The organism is Apibacter muscae, from assembly GCF_007845595.1.
In the GTDB taxonomy this organism is placed as follows: Bacteria; Bacteroidota; Bacteroidia; order Flavobacteriales; family Weeksellaceae; genus Apibacter; species Apibacter muscae.
In genome coordinates this window covers 25,254-41,755 of the sequence record NZ_SELI01000019.1, presented here as the reverse complement: position 1 = coordinate 41,755, position 16,502 = coordinate 25,254, and the positions used below count along the sequence as shown (strand labels likewise).

At 29.1% G+C, this 16,502-nt stretch carries 12 protein-coding genes; 9 read left to right on the top strand and 3 right to left on the bottom strand.

The window, feature by feature from the left end; all coding sequences use genetic code 11:
* Positions 1–51 precede the first annotated feature (51 nt).
* The 5 genes from ETU10_RS06725 to ETU10_RS06705 all read left to right on the top strand — a co-directional run bounded on the left by ETU10_RS06725 (position 52) and on the right by ETU10_RS06705 (position 4,295).
* Positions 52–819, top strand: a complete 768-nt coding sequence (locus ETU10_RS06725) for a DUF3822 family protein (RefSeq protein WP_185145072.1) — start codon at positions 52–54, stop codon at positions 817–819.
* Positions 816–1,376, top strand: coding sequence for a 16S rRNA (guanine(966)-N(2))-methyltransferase RsmD (gene rsmD / locus ETU10_RS06720; RefSeq protein ID WP_146310878.1), 561 nt, complete (start codon positions 816–818; stop codon positions 1,374–1,376). Before ETU10_RS06725 ends, rsmD begins: the two co-directional genes overlap by 4 nt.
* Positions 1,377–1,751: 375 nt before the next feature.
* Positions 1,752–2,567 (top strand): hypothetical protein, encoded by an 816-nt coding sequence (locus ETU10_RS06715; protein ID WP_146310876.1) that lies wholly within the window; start codon positions 1,752–1,754, stop codon positions 2,565–2,567.
* A 10-nt stretch (positions 2,568–2,577) separates the two neighbouring features.
* On the top strand, positions 2,578–3,432 hold the full coding sequence (locus ETU10_RS06710) for a hypothetical protein (RefSeq protein WP_146310874.1): 855 nt from the start codon (positions 2,578–2,580) through the stop codon (positions 3,430–3,432).
* Positions 3,433–3,452: 20 nt separating this feature from the next.
* On the top strand, positions 3,453–4,295 hold the full coding sequence (locus ETU10_RS06705) for a hypothetical protein (protein WP_146310873.1): 843 nt from the start codon (positions 3,453–3,455) through the stop codon (positions 4,293–4,295).
* Between the two features lie 44 nt (positions 4,296–4,339).
* On the opposite strand, the gene ETU10_RS06700 is transcribed toward ETU10_RS06705, so the two are convergent.
* Complete coding sequence (locus ETU10_RS06700) at positions 4,340–5,503, bottom strand: THUMP domain-containing class I SAM-dependent RNA methyltransferase (RefSeq protein WP_146293474.1); 1,164 nt, start codon at positions 5,501–5,503, stop codon at positions 4,340–4,342.
* Positions 5,504–5,696: 193 nt separating this feature from the next.
* Between ETU10_RS06700 and ETU10_RS06695 the strand changes: the two genes are divergently transcribed.
* The 4 genes from ETU10_RS06695 (at position 5,697) to polA (ending at position 13,049) form a co-directional block, all read left to right on the top strand.
* The gene (locus tag ETU10_RS06695; RefSeq protein ID WP_246118434.1) at positions 5,697–7,061 is read left to right on the top strand and encodes an MFS transporter; all 1,365 of its coding nucleotides are present in this window, start codon (positions 5,697–5,699) and stop codon (positions 7,059–7,061) included.
* Positions 7,062–7,191: 130 nt separating this feature from the next.
* Positions 7,192–9,249, top strand: a complete 2,058-nt coding sequence (gene ppk1 / locus ETU10_RS06690; protein ID WP_146310867.1) for a polyphosphate kinase 1 — start codon at positions 7,192–7,194, stop codon at positions 9,247–9,249.
* Between the two features lie 19 nt (positions 9,250–9,268).
* The gene (locus ETU10_RS06685) at positions 9,269–10,165 is read left to right on the top strand and encodes a Ppx/GppA phosphatase family protein (RefSeq protein WP_146310865.1); all 897 of its coding nucleotides are present in this window, start codon (positions 9,269–9,271) and stop codon (positions 10,163–10,165) included.
* 58 nt (positions 10,166–10,223) lie between these two features.
* Complete coding sequence (polA, locus tag ETU10_RS06680) at positions 10,224–13,049, top strand: DNA polymerase I (protein ID WP_146310863.1); 2,826 nt, start codon at positions 10,224–10,226, stop codon at positions 13,047–13,049.
* Between the two features lie 215 nt (positions 13,050–13,264).
* Here polA and ETU10_RS06675 read toward each other — a convergent pair whose 3' ends face one another.
* Both ETU10_RS06675 and ETU10_RS06670 read right to left on the bottom strand, forming a co-directional pair.
* Positions 13,265–14,374: a YncE family protein gene (locus ETU10_RS06675; protein ID WP_146262768.1), complete on the bottom strand. Its 1,110-nt coding sequence runs from the start codon at positions 14,372–14,374 to the stop codon at positions 13,265–13,267.
* A gap of 23 nt (positions 14,375–14,397) precedes the next feature.
* On the bottom strand, positions 14,398–16,425 hold the full coding sequence (locus tag ETU10_RS06670) for a TonB-dependent receptor (RefSeq protein WP_146310862.1): 2,028 nt from the start codon (positions 16,423–16,425) through the stop codon (positions 14,398–14,400).
* Between the last annotated feature and the right edge of the window lie 77 nt (positions 16,426–16,502).

The window sequence follows — 16,502 nt, the reverse complement described above, 5'->3', positions numbered from 1 at the left end:
CATATTATTCTTTATATTTGCTACTAGAGGAATATTAGTATAATAATAGATTTGAAAAAAATTACAACCAACCAACCTATAAATACAACTTCATATTTTTTATTTGAAGAAAATAAAGTTTCTTACTTAGTAAAATCAGATCAAAATTTTTCTGATAAGAAGATATTTTACCTGGATCATTGTAAGTATATTGATAAAAATTTTTTTAATGATAAACTAAAGAATTTTAATTTTTTTCAAGCTTCTTACAATTTTATTGATGTATCAATTGTTAATAATACATTTACTTTAATCCCTCTTGAACATTTTGATGAAGATACAGCTGAAATATTTCTAAATAAAACAGTGACTTTCAATATTAATATGGGGGTTAGATATAATTTTTTGCCAGAATATGGTTTAGCCATAGTTTTTTATTATCCAGAAGATATTGATAATCTTTTAATTGAAAGTGTTGATAAAATAAGGGTGACACATACAGGGTTTAAATTTTTATCTAAAATTTTTAATTCTTTTAAAAATAACGAAGGAGTTTATATAAATATATACGATAAATGTTTTGAGGTGGCTGTTATTGAAAAGAAAGGTTTACTTATTTATAACGTATTTTCATATAATACTTTTAGTGATGTATTATATTATTTACAAGTAATCTCTGATACATCAAAAATTAATATTTTTAATAAGACATTATTTTGCTTTGGAGTTAAAAAAGATTGTGAAGAATATATAAGTGGTTTTGAAAAGCATTTTATTGATAGTTATAAAGGTTATGGAGATGAATTTATTAGAGATAACTTTACAATTTTAGATTTATGATAAGAATTATTTCAGGAGAGTTCAAAGGAAAAAGAATTCATGCTCCTAAAAGTTTTGATGTCAGACCTACCACGGATTTTGCTAAAGAGGCTCTTTTTAGTATACTTTCAAATCGATATAGCTTTTCAAATATTAATATTTTAGATCTTTTTGCGGGGATTGGATCAATTACACTCGAATTTGCATCTAGAGGATGTCAAAATATTACATCAATTGATAACAATGACAAACATATAAAATTTATTCAGGATACAGTTAATACTCTAAATATAAACGATAGAGTTCATCTTATCAAGCACGATGTTATTACATTCTTATCAAAGAAAAGTAATCAATCTTATGATTTAATATTTGCAGACCCTCCATTTAATACCGATGCCGAATTATATAATAAGATAATTAATCTAATTTTTCAAAATAAATTCCTTAAATCTCAAGGAGAATTCATCTTAGAGCATGAAAGTCGAAAAGATTTATCGGAATTACCTTTTTTTAGTGATTCTAGAAAATACGGTAATGTTCGGTTTTCCTTTTTTAATAATTCCAAAGTTTTATAAATAAGTATTTAATCTTAATAATAAATATATATACTCATTTTAAAAATTTTCATACTCTCTAACTTTTTAATTGGATATTAATTTGGCTTACATCAAAAATATAAATATTTATTTGTATTTTTTATATTATAATAGCGATTGATAAAAATATTTTTTATCAAATTTATTTAAATAAATATTATAGTATTATTTAAAGTTTGAACTAGTCTAATTAATATTATTAATTAAAGATAAATATAAATTTATTATTTATATAAATATATTTTTGAATTACATAAATATATAAACATCATATATAAATATTTTTTTATACTGTAATGTTATAATATAAAAAAAAATATTTACATTAGCTTGTTGTTTAATAAATGAATTTATATGGAAAAAATGAATTTATTTTTATTTATCGTTTTTATAAATATTTCAGTTGATGCTCAGGTTGGTATAAATCAAGACTCTCCTACTTCAACTTTAGACATTGTAGTTAATCCTAATAATGAGTACGCCTTAAAGGTGTATAATTCAAAAAAAGATTTAGTTTTTAATATTAATCGTGATGGGAATATTGGATTTGATGTAGAAAACTCTAATGTTCTATTGGGACTAAATCCTGATGATGGAGCCATTGGTATAGGTAATTCATATCTTACAGCTTCAGAGGCAGGCTCAGGAGCAATTAAATATAGTAAAACGGATCAACTTTTATATTATTCAGATGGTTTAACTTGGAGTTCAATATCATCTAAAGTTTTACCATTGTATACAGTTGCAAATCTTGAAAACTCAAATATTTTATTTCCTACAGATGTTAAAACACAGGTGACTGGGTTCACAATTATTTATGAAAATAATAATGCTTTTATAGATGGTATATTTACTGCACCTAGAGATGGAAGTTATATTTTTTCTTACAATCTGGGCTTTAATTTAACATCAGTGCTTGCAGGTTCATATATAGAAATGGAATTGTCAATTTTACCATTGTCTAATGATGCGGGAGTACCTAGAATGTTATTTTTAAAATCTAGAAAAACATATTATGTTACTGCTAATAATATGGAACCTTTTGCTGTAATAACCTCAACAGCTACTTTAAAAGCAGGTGAAAAAGTTATTCCATATGTTTATCATAATTTAGGGTCAACTATAAGCCTTAATCCAAGTGCGTGTAGCATATCAATCGTTGAAAATTAAAACTATCCAAATGTTTAAAAAATTATTTATTACTCACATTTTTATAATTTCTTCAATTTTAAATGCGCAAATTGGGGTTGGTATAAATACAAATAGTCCTGAAGCAACCTTACATATTAAGATGAAAGAAAATATAAATTATAGTAATGCGATTTCAGTTAGATCATTAGATCAATCTCTGAAATTTAATCTAGATGGTTTAGGATTATTAAAGTTTGGCGAAGAGAATTCACCCGTACCTGTTGATGTTAGAATAAATTCAAATTCATCTGTAATTAAAGTAGGTAATACGTCATTATCAGCAGAGGAAGCTCAAGCAGGAGCTTTAAGATATAAATTTGAATCTGAAATTTTTGAATGTTCTAATGGTGAACAATGGTTAGTACTTAACTATGATACTCCTCCTGATCATTTAATAGCAGTTAATAATTTTAAGAAAGTACTAATACCTAATAATGTATACACTAAATTAACTGGTTGGGAAGTTAAACACGAATCTAGAGTAGGGGATTTTATTAATGACACCTATACTGTTCCAGTTACAGGAATGTATATATTATCATTTTCTGTTTTTACTAATATGATACAACAACCCTCTAGCTCTTATTTTAAAGGAGAGTGGGTAAAAATAGAGGGAGGCGTTGAAACTCCTATAATTCAAGCTAAAAATAATTTCTTATCTAGTGGAGTTTATATGTTAGGGATTTCTTGCACTGGTACTGTTCGTCTAAATGAAGGAGATAAGATTCAAGCAAGAGTTATTCATAATTCTGGAGATGGTCGTTATTTAAGAGTGGATGTTAACAACAATGCTGTTGCTGAGAGAAATTTTAACTCTCTGTCAATTATAAGAGTTTTAGAATGATTAATTTTAATAAACTTATTATGAAAAATAATAGAATTTTTGCAACATTATTAATTTTGCTGTTTAATTTAAACCTTTTTTCACAAATTGCTATTAATAGTAATGACCCTACAGATTTTGAGTCCATACAATCTGCTTCTTTATCTGTATATTCAAAAAATCCTGAATATCCAATTTTAAAAATCTCTGATTTTTTAAATAATAATATTTTTATAATAAATGAAAATGGATATGTAGGGTTAGGAAAAAATGTTACTCCAAAAGTTCGTTTGGATTTAAGAGGTGATTCTGAAGGTACAATTGCCGTTGGAAATAGTAACCTTGATGCTGTTACTGCAGGTGCAGGTGCGATCAGGTATAATCCTTTAACATCCCTTATTGAATATTCAAACGGTTTAACTTGGATAACAATGAAAAAAGCACCGCCTAAAACAAATGTTTTGGCTGTAGCTAGACCAGCAGGATTTACTCTTATTGTTCCTAGTGATCAACCCATCAAAGGCTGGACAATGATTAGAGATATTACAAATAGTTTCAATCCAACTACTGGAGTTTTTACCGCGCCTGACAATGGCATATATGTTGTTACTGCAAGGCTACTTATAAAAACAATTAATACACCTACAAATGCTAGTTGTGAATTAAATATTTTCTATACGGATAATGGAGTAGCTCAAGGGGTTAAAAGTGTATATCCTATAATCGCTCCTACTAGCGGTATTGATATACCTGTTTTTAATAAAACATTTTTATATTTAAAAGCAGGTGATAAAGTTCATGTATCCTTTTATTCCTATTTGTTAAATTCTCCTTCAATATCAGAGAATGATCAGCTAAACTGTATAAATATTGTGAAAGTGTAATTAAAATTAATAAAAAAGACTTTAGAGCAATCTAAAGTTTTTTTTTAACCATTATGATTATTTTTTTTGGATCCTTCATAAATATCGTAATTGAAAAAACGGCATTCAAGTTTTCCATTGAATAATTTTATTTTTCTTGAAGGTCTCAAGCCTATTTTTTTATAAGCCTCTAAATCTGAAGTTATAAACCAAGCCAAAGTATTTTTATAGCTAGTTTTCAAGGTATTTCCTATACTTTGGTAAAAATTGTCTTGTTCAATATTTAAACGTTCGTTGTAAGGAGGGTTAAAAATCAATAAGGTAGGAAATAATTCTTTTTGAGTAGTAAAAAAATCTTTCTGATAAATTTCAATAAAATCAGTTAAGTCTGCGGATTTTACATTCTTTAAAGCAGTTTCAACAGCCTTTTTGTCAATATCGAAACCAACGATTTTACCATTAAAATCCTTAATTCTATTGAGTCGAGTTTCTTTTATTTTATTAAATAAATTAAGATCAAAATTTTTCCAATTTTCAAAACTAAACCTTTTTCTGTGTAATTGAGGAGGAATGTTTAAAGCGATCATAGCAGCTTCAATCAATAATGTTCCTGATCCACACATTGGGTCTAAAAAATTTCCTTTTCCTTCCCATCCTGCTAAATGCAACAATCCTGCGGCTAACACTTCATTGATAGGTGCTTCAAAGAATGTAGATCTATATCCCCGTTTGAATAATGCATCTCCACTGCTATCAAGGGATATCGTAATATCGTTGTTACTAATATGGAGATGAAATTTAATATCTGGGTGTTTGGCGTCTATATTAGGTCTTTTACCAAATTTGTTTCGAAATCTATCTACTATAGCATCTTTCATTTTCAGCATTATATACTGGGAATGCTTAAATTCTTCAGAATAAACTGTAGAATCAATAGCAAAGGTTTGAGAATTAAAAAAATAATTTTCCCAATTAAATTTACTTATATATTTTTCAAAGATAGTATCATTGTTAGCTTTAAATTTATAAATGGGAACTAAAATTTTTAAAGCACACCTTAAAGAATAATTTGCTTTGTATAGAAAACCAAGATCTCCCTGAAATTCAACAGCTCTATTTTTAATATGTACGTTAGTTGCTCCGAGTTGTCTTAATTCTTGTGCAAGAACTTCTTCTAAACCATAAAATGTTTTTGCTTGCATTACAAAAGAATTAATGTTTAAATCCATGACTTGAAATTTTCTATTCCAACAAAAGTAATAAAAGAATTTATTAGTAGCATCTACATTAATTTATAAAAATTTTGAACATAATATTAAAAGATGTTTTGATATAAATAAATTTTATAAATTCGTTAAATACTTAAAATTTATTTTAGAATGATTAATTTTTTTATAACATATATAATTAAATAATATAATTTTGAGATTTATAAATAATAAAATAGAAAAAAATAATCCAAAAATTTTATCAGCTTGGATATTTTATGATTGGGCAAACTCTGTTTATTCACTAGTGATTACATCCACTATCTTTCCCATTTATTATTCAATATTAACTACTGAAAGAAATACTAAAAATTACAACGAATATAGAAATGTTTGGTATGATACTCCTATTAGATCAATAATTCAAATATTCGGTCAAAAATATGAACCAGATGCTTTATTTAGCTATTCATTTACGATTTCATTTATTATGGTTGTTATTTCTACTTTTTTCTTATCATCTTTGGCAGATGTCACTGGTAATAAAAAGAATTTTTTAAAATTTTTTTGTTATTTAGGCGCCTTTTCCTGTATAGGTCTATTCTTTTTTATAGAAAAATCACAAATTTTATACGGTTTATTTTTAAATATTACTGCAAGCGTAGGCTTTTGGGGGAGCATGGTATTCTATAACTCCTATCTCCCAGATATTGCAACGGAAGATAGACAAGATCAAGTTTCAGCTAAGGGATATATGTTAGGATATTTAGGATCCATGTTATTATTGATTTTATGTTTATTTTTAATAGAAGTTGTTGCTCCAGAAGATGAAAAATTATTGTATATAAGAATTTGTTTTGCTTTGACTGGTATGTGGTGGTTAGGATTTGCCCAGTATACATTTAAATTCCTTCCCAAAAACCATAAACAAGAAGGAATAAGAAAAAAAACTGTGATAATTAATAGTTTTAAGACTTTTTATTTATTGTATAGGAGAATTATTAAAAATAAAAATCTATCATTTTTTCTTCTTAGTTTTTATTTTTATTCGGTAGGAGTTCAAACCATATTTTTAATAGCTGCCTTGTTTGGAACGAATGAGATTAATTTGGAAAGTTATAAATTAATAATTTCTATATTGCTTATCCAGCTCATAGCTATATTAGGTGCATACCTTTGCTCACAGTTCTCCAAAGTAATAGGTAATAAAGTTGTTCTAATCATTTGCATAAGTATATGGGTAGTTATATGTCTGGGAGGGTATTTACTTGACAAAACAGATCCTAATATAGAATATTACTATTATATAGCAGCAGCAATGGTTGGATTAGTAATGGGCGGGATACAATCATTATCTAGATCAACTTATAGTAAAATGTTACCGGAAGAAGATAAAGATATTACTGCAACATATTTTAGTTTTTATGATATACTTGAAAAACTTGCCATAATATTAGGGACTTTTATATCGGGCTATTTAATAAATAAAACTGGAAATATGAGTAATTCAATTTTTGCAATGTCTCTCTTCTTTTTTGTAGGATTATTTTTTATGATACTCGTTAAAATTAAAAAGTAAAAATATATTTCAATTTTAAATATATTATTAAGATTTATATTTATCATTGAAAACAGATTTATATATTTAGAAGCCTAAAATATAGTTCATAAATAATTGTAAATTTGGGTAACTTTAAAGAACTTGAAAGATGTTAAAGAAAAATCATAAATATATAAATAGAGAGATTAGTTGGTTGAAATTTAATTCAAGAGTTCTTCAAGAAGCCATGGATAAAAAAAATCCATTGTTGGAAAGACTTCGATTTCTTGGGATTTATTCTAATAATTTAGATGAGTTTTACAAAGTGCGTTATGCATATATAGCACGTATGATACAATTTCAAAGAAAATATAACAATATAATTGAAGATCAAAAAGATGTAGATCTTTTAGATGAAATAAATCAAACGGTAGCCTTTCAACAAAAAAAATACGATTTATTATATGAACAAATTATTAAAGAATTAGCGAAAGAAAACACTTTGTTGGTAGATAATGATCATCTTCCTGAAAGCTTAATTCCTTACGTACAAGATTTTTTTCAAAATAAATTAAGTCACAATTTAACCGTCTTATATTGGATGGAAGGCGATAAAGTTTTGAATTTAAAGGATAATATTTTTTACTTAATCGTTACAATGAAAAAGAAGAATGGCAATCAACAATATGCTTTGATTGAAGTTCCCACAGACCGTTTTTCTCGCTTTTTAGTTTTACCAGACATCAACGAAAAGCATTATGTTATATTTTTAGAAGATATTATTCGATTTCATTTAAAAGATATATTTCAGTTTTTTAAGTTTGAAACCATAGAAGCCAAGTCCATTAAATTAACCAAAGATGCTGATCTTTCTGTAGATAACGACGTACAAATAAGCTATATGGAAAGTGTAGCAGGGGCTTTAAAAGAACGACAAAAAGGTTTACCCGTACGCTTGGTTTATGATAAAACCATCGATAGTAAAACCTTAGTTTTTTTAAAAAAAATGTTGAATTTAGATGAATATGACAGTCTTTCGCCCGGTGGTAAATATCATAATAAAAAAGATTTTATGAAATTCCCAACCTTAGGTAGAAAAGATTTAGAATACAAAAAAATTACTCCTATAATACCTAAAATTCTAAGAGAAGAAAAAAATTATTTTAAAGCATTTGCAAAAGAAGATACACTCATTTATACCCCATATTACGATTATTCAGTTTTTCTAAAATTTTTGAGAGGAGCAGCTATAGATCCTAAGGTTACCAAAATAAAAATTACTATATATAGGGTTGCTAATAATTCTCAAATTATAAGCGCATTAATTAATGCAGCAAAAAATGGTAAACAAGTAACCGCTGTGTTAGAATTAAGGGCTCGTTTTGATGAGGAACAAAATATAAAGTGGTCCCAACAGTTGCAAGATGAAGGGGTTAATGTAATATTTGGTGTCCCAGGGCTTAAAGTACATTCCAAAATCGGAATAGTGGAAAGAGAATATCAAAGAGGAGCAGCAACTAGATATGCATTTATTTCAACAGGAAACTTTCATGAAGGAACGGCAAAAATTTATACTGACTTTACCCTATTTACAGTGAATGAGTCCATAGTAAACCAAGTAAATGACGTATTTAATTTTTTCAATGCCAATTATTTAGTGAAAAATTACAAAGATTTAGCAGTAAGTCCTTGGGGGATTAGGAGAAAACTTATATTAGGTATAAAAAGAGAAATTAAAAATAAGAAATCCGGGCTGGTGGCTCAAATCAATTTAAAAGTAAATAGTTTGTGCGACAAAGAAATTATTGATCATTTATATGATGCATCTAAAAATGGAGTGGAAGTAAGAATTTTGGTTCGAGGAATATGCTCTATAATTCCAGGAATTAAGGATCTAAGTGAGAATATTAAAGTAATAAGTGTAGTGGATAAATTTTTGGAACATCCAAGATTGTATTGGTTTAAAAATGCGGGTGAAGATGCCATATTTATATCGTCCGCAGATATAATGTCCAGAAATTTGGATCATAGAGTAGAAGTTGCTTGTCCAATAACTAATCCTAAGAATAAGGAAGAAATTATGAAAATATTTAATTTAGGGTTAGAAGATAACGTAAAAGGGCGTTTAATAAAAGAAGGTTTAGAAGAACCTTATCAAAGAAATAGAAGAAAAAAAAATAGATCTCAAGAAACCATATATCAATTCATAAAAGAATTTAATCAATAAAATTAATTATTACATACCTATGAATATATCTACCTATGCAGCTATTGATATAGGATCAAATGCAGTTCGCTTACTAATCAACAATATTTATGAAACCACAGATTCAGTAACTTTCAATAAAGCAAGTCTCGTAAGAGTTCCTATACGCTTAGGACAAGATGTATTTACAGATGGTAAGATTTCCGAGCATTCAAAAGAAAGATTAGCACAAGCAATGCAAGCCTATAAACTGTTAATGGATATTTACAATGTACAAAAATTTAGAGCCTTTGCAACTTCTGCTATGAGAGAAAGCCAGAATGCAACGGATGTTATTGATTATGTAAAAAATGCAAGTGGCATTGAGATTGAAGTAATTTCAGGAGAAGAAGAAGCAGAGATAATATTTAGTTCAGAATTGAAAAACTATATAGAATCCAATGAATTTTATCTTTTTATAGATGTAGGAGGAGGAAGTACAGAAATCTCCCTATTGAATAAAGGCAAAGTAATAAATAGTCAATCATTTCCAATAGGTACTGTTCGTTTATTAGATGGCAAAGTGAATGAAGAATACTTATTTGAAACAGTTAAACCATGGGTTAAAAATATAACCAGAGATTTATCAGTGGAAGCTGTTGGTTCTGGTGGGAACATCAATTATATATTTAAAAATTCAGAAAAAAAAGAAGGAAAAAGTCTTACCGTAGGCTATTTATTAAATCAATATAAAATTTTGAAGGAGTTGACTTATAATGAAAGAATTGAAAAATACAATATGAAGCCTGATCGGGCTGATGTAATAGTTCCAGCATTATTAATTTACAGCTCTATTATGAAGTTTGCCAATGCAAAAAAAATTTTTGTACCTAAGATTGGAGCGGCTGATGGTATGATCAATTTAATGTATAAAAGAAATAAAGATATTACTAAATGATCAACCTAGCCTAAATAATTTCTTGTAAATCCCTTATATTTGAATTTAAAACAATAAAATGACAACACAAAATTGTGATAAAAAACTATTCCTTTTAGATGCTTATGCCTTGATTTTTAGGGCTTATTATGCCTTTATAAAAAATCCGAGAGTAAACTCCAAAGGAATTAATACATCAGCAATTTTTGGTTTTATCAATACATTATTTGATTTAATGAAGAGAGAAAAGCCTACTCATTTAGCAGTAGTTTTTGATGTGGGAGAAACCTTTCGGCATAAAGAATATGCAGAATATAAAGCCAATAGAGAAGAAACCCCGGAAGCTATACGCATAGCCGTTCCATATATACAGAAAATATTGGAAGCTTTGGAAATTCCTTGCATGTGGAAAGAAGGTTTTGAAGCAGACGACGTAATAGGTACCTTAGCAAAAAAAGCAGAAAAGGAAGGTTATACAACCTATATGATGACTTCAGATAAAGATTATGCACAACTAGTATCAGAAAAAATTTTTGTTTATAAACCGGCCACCCGTGGAAATGATATTGAAATTTGGGATATTGAGAAAGTAAAAGAAAAATTTGAAGTTGAAGAGCCTGTTCAAGTGATCGATTTCTTAGGAATGATGGGGGATAGTGTAGATAATATACCCGGTATTCCTGGGGTGGGAGAAAAAACAGCCAAACAATTTATAAAGGAATATGGAAGTATGGAAAATCTTTTTGCTCATGCGTCAGAGCTAAAAGGAAAGATGAAAGAAAAGATTGAGGCAAACCAAGAAATAGGGCTACTCTCTAAAAGGCTGGCTACTATTGAAACAGAAGTACCCATAGAATTCCATTATGAAAATTTTACCGTAGATAAGCCTAATGAAGAAAAAGTTGTAGAACTATTTGAAGAATTAGAGTTTAGAAATATGATTGTAAACTTTAAAAAAACCTACAATCTAATTTCGGATAAAGAGATTGCGTCAGGTTCTTCTAATAAAAAAAATTCAGATTCAGCACAAACATCTCTTTTTGATTCTGTACAAGAAGATAATGCCAATATTGAAGAATCAGATCATTGGAAAACACTTGAAAATACCGAACATTTTTATCAGTTGGTAGATACCCCAACCGTTATTAAATTACTAAATCAAAAACTATTAAAGCAAAAAGTAGTCTGTTTTGATACAGAAACTACTTCAACCAACTCTTTAGAAGCTGAATTGGTAGGAATTTCCTTTTCATATGAAAAAGGAAAAGGATACTACATTCCACTAGATCCTGACGATAAACAAAAAACTAATGAAATCTTAGATGTTTTACTTAGCTTTTTCAATTCTGAAGAAATTGTAAAAGTTGGACAAAATTTGAAATACGATTGTAAAGTTTTAAGAAGATACAACGTTGAGGTTAAAGGCACTCTTTTTGATACCATGATTGCCCATTACTTAATAAACCCTGATGGCAGGCATGGAATGGATATAATGGCGGAAACCCTTTTACAGTATAAACCACTTTCCATTGAAACATTAATAGGCAAAAAAGGAAAAAATCAGAAACTCTTCTCAACTGTACCTCTAGAACAACAAAAAGAATATGCAGTGGAAGATTCAGACATTACCCTGCAACTTAAAGAAAAATTACAACCCCAGTTAGAACAAGACAATCTAAAAAAACTATTTGAAGAAATAGAAATGCCACTTATGAAAGTTTTGGCAGATATGGAATGGGAAGGAATAAATTTAGATTTGCATGCACTAAAAGAAATGTCTAAGGAATTAGACACCAATCTTTCACACTTAGAAAAAGAAATTTACACACAAGCTGGAGAAGAGTTCAATATAAATTCCCCTAAACAATTGGGAGATATTATTTTTGACAAACTGAAACTAGGAAACAAACCCAAAAAAACAAAAACCGGACAATATGCAACCGGTGAGGATGTTCTACTAAAACTTGCGCATAAGCATAAAATTATAGATCAATTACTGGAATATAGACAATTACAAAAACTTAAAAATACCTATGTTGATGCTTTACCCAATGAGGTAAATCCACAAACAGGAAGAGTACATACCACCTTTGCACAAACGGTTGCCGCAACCGGGCGGTTAGCATCCAACAATCCCAATTTACAAAATATACCTATACGTACTTCTAGAGGGCAGGAAGTTAGAAAAGCCTTTGTAGCCAAAGATGCTCAACATAAAATTATCTCTGCAGACTACTCTCAAATTGAATTAAGAATCATTGCAGCTATGAGCAAAGACCCGGCAATGATTCAATCCTTCAACGAAGGAGAAGATTTTCACCGTTCTACGGCTGCAAAAGTATTTCAAGTTCCTATGGGGGAAGTTTCGAGAGAACAACGTTCTCACGCAAAGACTGTAAATTTTGGTATCATATACGGAGTATCCTCTTTTGGTTTAAGTGAACAAACAGGCTTAACTCGTTCGGAATCTAAACAATTGATTGATGCTTATTACGAAGCATATCCATTGCTAAAACAATATATGATGGAACAGGTTGAGATAGCCAGGAAAAATGGATACGTAGAAACCTTACTGGGTAGACGTCGGTATTTACCAGACATACAATCCGCCAATTCAATAGTTCGATCGCATGCAGAACGAAATGCAGTAAATGCTCCCATACAGGGGACTGCCGCTGATATTATTAAAATAGCCATGATACAGATTCATCAACAAATGATTGAGAAAAAAATGCATACGAAACTACTGTTACAAGTCCATGATGAGTTGGTATTTGATTCCCCTGACGAAGAAATTGAGGAAGCTTCTTCTCTAATTAAAAACACTATGGAAGCAGCCATTCAAATTGAAGTACCTTTATTGGTGGAAGTAGGAGTTGGAAAAAATTGGCTGGAAGCCCATTAGCTATTTATACCTATTATAATGGATAACCCAAAAATTTTATAACTTTAAAGTTAGAAATTTTTAAATATTCAAGATAGTGTGTGAAACGGTGAAAAAATTAGCTCATTCAAAGACTGTAAATTTAATGAGCTAGTGGTTGAATATAGTCAAAAAAATATTCCTACATTAGATATTAGGAGATAAAAAAAAGGAGCTTGTAAAAGCTCCTTTTTCATTTACTTGAGGAAAGCAAAATGCCCCGGAATAATGCCTGTGGCATTTACCCATTTCAAATCCCCGCCATTCGTCAAACAAAATACATTACCAGTTACCATATAATTTTTAGCATCTGCAAGATAAATATCTCCATTTTTTTGATTAACAGCTAAGCCGTAAGGAGATTCTATTTGAGATTTAATATTTTCATTAACGAAGCTAGAACCTTTACTTAAGCTATTAATATTTAAACGGCCATAAACATTGCTAGATTTGTTATTATTGTCATATTCCGTTCCTATGTAGTACATAGTATCTCCATAAAAATCAAAATCAGAAACTGGAAGGTTTAATTTTTGGATAACTAAATCTGTGGTAGGATCTAGGACAGAGATTGAAGAAGATATATTACCATAATTTCCCCTTGAAGTAACCCATACTTTTTGGTTTTGATCAACTTTAACCTTATTTAAATTAGGAGCAACTTCAATATTTTTTGTCACTTGAAAAGAATTTAAATCTACTACAGATACAGTGGTTTCGTAATCTCCCGTTGTAGTGTATCCCCCAGAATTAGCTACATACAATTTGTTATGAACAACGGCCAATCCATCTGGTTGTCTACCCACATTAACCTCACTAATTATTTGTAAATTAGTAGTATCAATTTTAAATACAATTCCTAAAGCCTCCCCATTGCCATAAGTAGCAGAAGCGTAAGAAGAAACATAGGCAAAGCCCTTATCAAAAGCAATGTACCGAGCATTAGGTATAGTTATTTTACCTTCAGAAACACCGGTTTTACTATTCATAACCTCCACGCTGTTAGAAGCATTCATGACTGCATACATCTTAGAACCATATATTTTCAAATCATTACCGGTATCACCCAAACCTCCTTTACTTGGATTTATTTTTTGAAAATAATCATTGATTAATTCACCCGTATCATTATTAAAATAGCTGAGCGTAGAATTATTGCTACCAAAGCTTCCCTCATTTAAAATATAAGTAACATTTGAAGATTTTAATGGGGGTGCTTGTATTTGACTGTTAAAGTTATCATCGTTGCTACACGAAGTGATTCCAAGAAGGACTAAAAAGGACAAAAGTAGATGTAGTGCTTTCATGTTTATAATTGTTTAAAATATTTTTATAACTCAGCTCGTAAAGAAATTCGGTAACTTCTTCCCGGCATGGGATAATTCAAAACTATTTCGTATTGTTTATTAAAAAGATTACTAACTTCAATTCCAGCTTTCAAATTCATATTTTTCATAGGAATTAATTTAGTAAAATTAATATCATGGGTGATCCATTCCGGTAAATAATTAGATTTAATATTTTCAGAAGAACTATAACGACTTCCGGTATACACAAGGCTATAACTTAGGTCCCAAGTTTTAAAAGTGGATCCTACTAATAAATTACCACTGTTTTTAGGGATATAAGGAATTTGATTTTTATAGGTTGATTGACCGGTTAAACCGCCTGTGACATCTTGGACACTTTCGAAAGTATAATTAATATGTGTATACATTTGCATATGCTCCATCAGTTGCCAAGTCGATTGAGTAGAAATTTCTATGCCACGAATCTTTACTTCACCTATATTAAACATAGCCCATCTAAATTGCTGTCCCCTAGGAAAGGCAACTATTTTATCTTTAACCTCATTGTAATAACCATCAACCGTTGCAGAAATATTTGTTAAAATTCCCTCAGAAAATTTGTGTGAGATATGCAGACCAATATCGTATTGTGAAACATATTCTGGTTTAAGGTTTGAAGACCCAATTTCAGTATAATAAAGATCATTAAAAGTAGGCATTCTAAAGATTTGCTTATAAAAAGCATGGAAAGTAAAATTAATATTTTTTAATAACTTATAACTAGCAAAAAAAGAAGGAGTAAATTCATTTCTAGAATTAGCCTCGGTTGATTGATCCGCAACTTGATCTTGTATAAATGATCCTAAAACTGAAGTTTGAAATTTTAAACGATTCCAATTGAAATTTGATGATAAAGCCACCCATTCTGCATTTCTTTTTGGATTTCTGTTTTTATAAAAATTAGTAGTTAAATGGTTGAATTGGTAATCGGTAGCTAAAGCAATATTCCAAAAATCAAACAGCTTATACTGTTGAGCTAAAGAAATATAAAATTCTTGCTGTTTGTATACATTATCAAAATGTTTAGAAACATAATCGCCCAAAACAGTATGATCATAATAATGAGTATAATCGTTGGCATATTTAGCATGGATTAAAACCTTGTACCGAGGATTGATATCTTTCTCAAGAGTTCCTTGTACAAAATAATTTCTATCCCATTGCTTTTCAAATTGGTAACGCTGGTAAGAATTTTTAATTACAGCTCCGGGAATTTGTCTATCCGAATCATAATAATAATTTTTTAAACTCCAAGTACCGTTCTTTATAATACCATTTAAATTCCATTCTGCTCTAAAAGCACTAATATTTCCATTGGTTCGTATAGCTATAGTATCTAAACCATTTTTCCTATATCTAAATTTATATTTTCCGTTAGAATTTAGGTATTCTAAGTTAAGAGAAGAAGATAGGGTAGGAGAAATTTTTTGTTCCCATAATACAGAAGGATTAATCAATGCAAAAGAGCCTGTACGAAATTGAATGCCTATATTGTTTTTTTTATTTTCCAAAAAAATTGGTTTTTTAGATTTTAAATAGATACTACTCGCGGTAGCAAAATCTTTGGCAGATTGCAAAATCTCGCTTTTTTGTCCATTATACAAAGAGATGGATTCCATATTATCTAAAGAGAACTTCCCCAAATCAACAGTTCCGTTTTGTGCATTACCCAATGAAACACCATCATAAAAAACTCCCACATGTTGGCTACCCATCCCTCTAATATTTACAGTTTTTATACCACCTACACCACCGTAATCTTTAAGTTGAACGCCTGAAAATAATCGAACAGCATCTGCCACCGATAAACCATTTACTTTATCTAATTCTTCTTTTGAGATTTGTTGATGAGGAATTACTTCCAATGATTTTTTTTTGCCAAAAGTTACTACATCTTGTAGGGATTCAATTGAAATGCTATCCGAATTTTTTTGTGCTTGAATAAAATAAAAAAATAAGATAAAATATAAAATTAATAATTTTTTTATACTAAAAAATATTTTTTTCATTTTATTAAATAAATTAAGATATCAATATAGATAATTTTTTATTCAAGTTATCTATGGGCTAATAAACTTGTTAATAT

What these genes read in the sequence shown, in the direction of transcription:
- rsmD (WP_146310878.1), top strand. Translation starts at nt 816, where the DNA reads ATGATAAGAATTATTTCAGGAGAGTTCAAAGGAAAAAGAATTCATGCT.
- ETU10_RS06715 (WP_146310876.1), top strand. Translation starts at nt 1,752, where the DNA reads ATGGAAAAAATGAATTTATTTTTATTTATCGTTTTTATAAATATTTCA.
- ETU10_RS06710 (WP_146310874.1), top strand. Translation starts at nt 2,578, where the DNA reads ATGTTTAAAAAATTATTTATTACTCACATTTTTATAATTTCTTCAATT.
- ETU10_RS06705 (WP_146310873.1), top strand. Translation starts at nt 3,453, where the DNA reads ATGAAAAATAATAGAATTTTTGCAACATTATTAATTTTGCTGTTTAAT.
- ETU10_RS06700 (WP_146293474.1), bottom strand. Translation starts at nt 5,503, where the DNA reads ATGGATTTAAACATTAATTCTTTTGTAATGCAAGCAAAAACATTTTAT.
- ppk1 (WP_146310867.1), top strand. Translation starts at nt 7,192, where the DNA reads ATGTTAAAGAAAAATCATAAATATATAAATAGAGAGATTAGTTGGTTG.
- ETU10_RS06685 (WP_146310865.1), top strand. Translation starts at nt 9,269, where the DNA reads ATGAATATATCTACCTATGCAGCTATTGATATAGGATCAAATGCAGTT.
- polA (WP_146310863.1), top strand. Translation starts at nt 10,224, where the DNA reads ATGACAACACAAAATTGTGATAAAAAACTATTCCTTTTAGATGCTTAT.
- ETU10_RS06675 (WP_146262768.1), bottom strand. Translation starts at nt 14,374, where the DNA reads ATGAAAGCACTACATCTACTTTTGTCCTTTTTAGTCCTTCTTGGAATC.
- ETU10_RS06670 (WP_146310862.1), bottom strand. Translation starts at nt 16,425, where the DNA reads ATGAAAAAAATATTTTTTAGTATAAAAAAATTATTAATTTTATATTTT.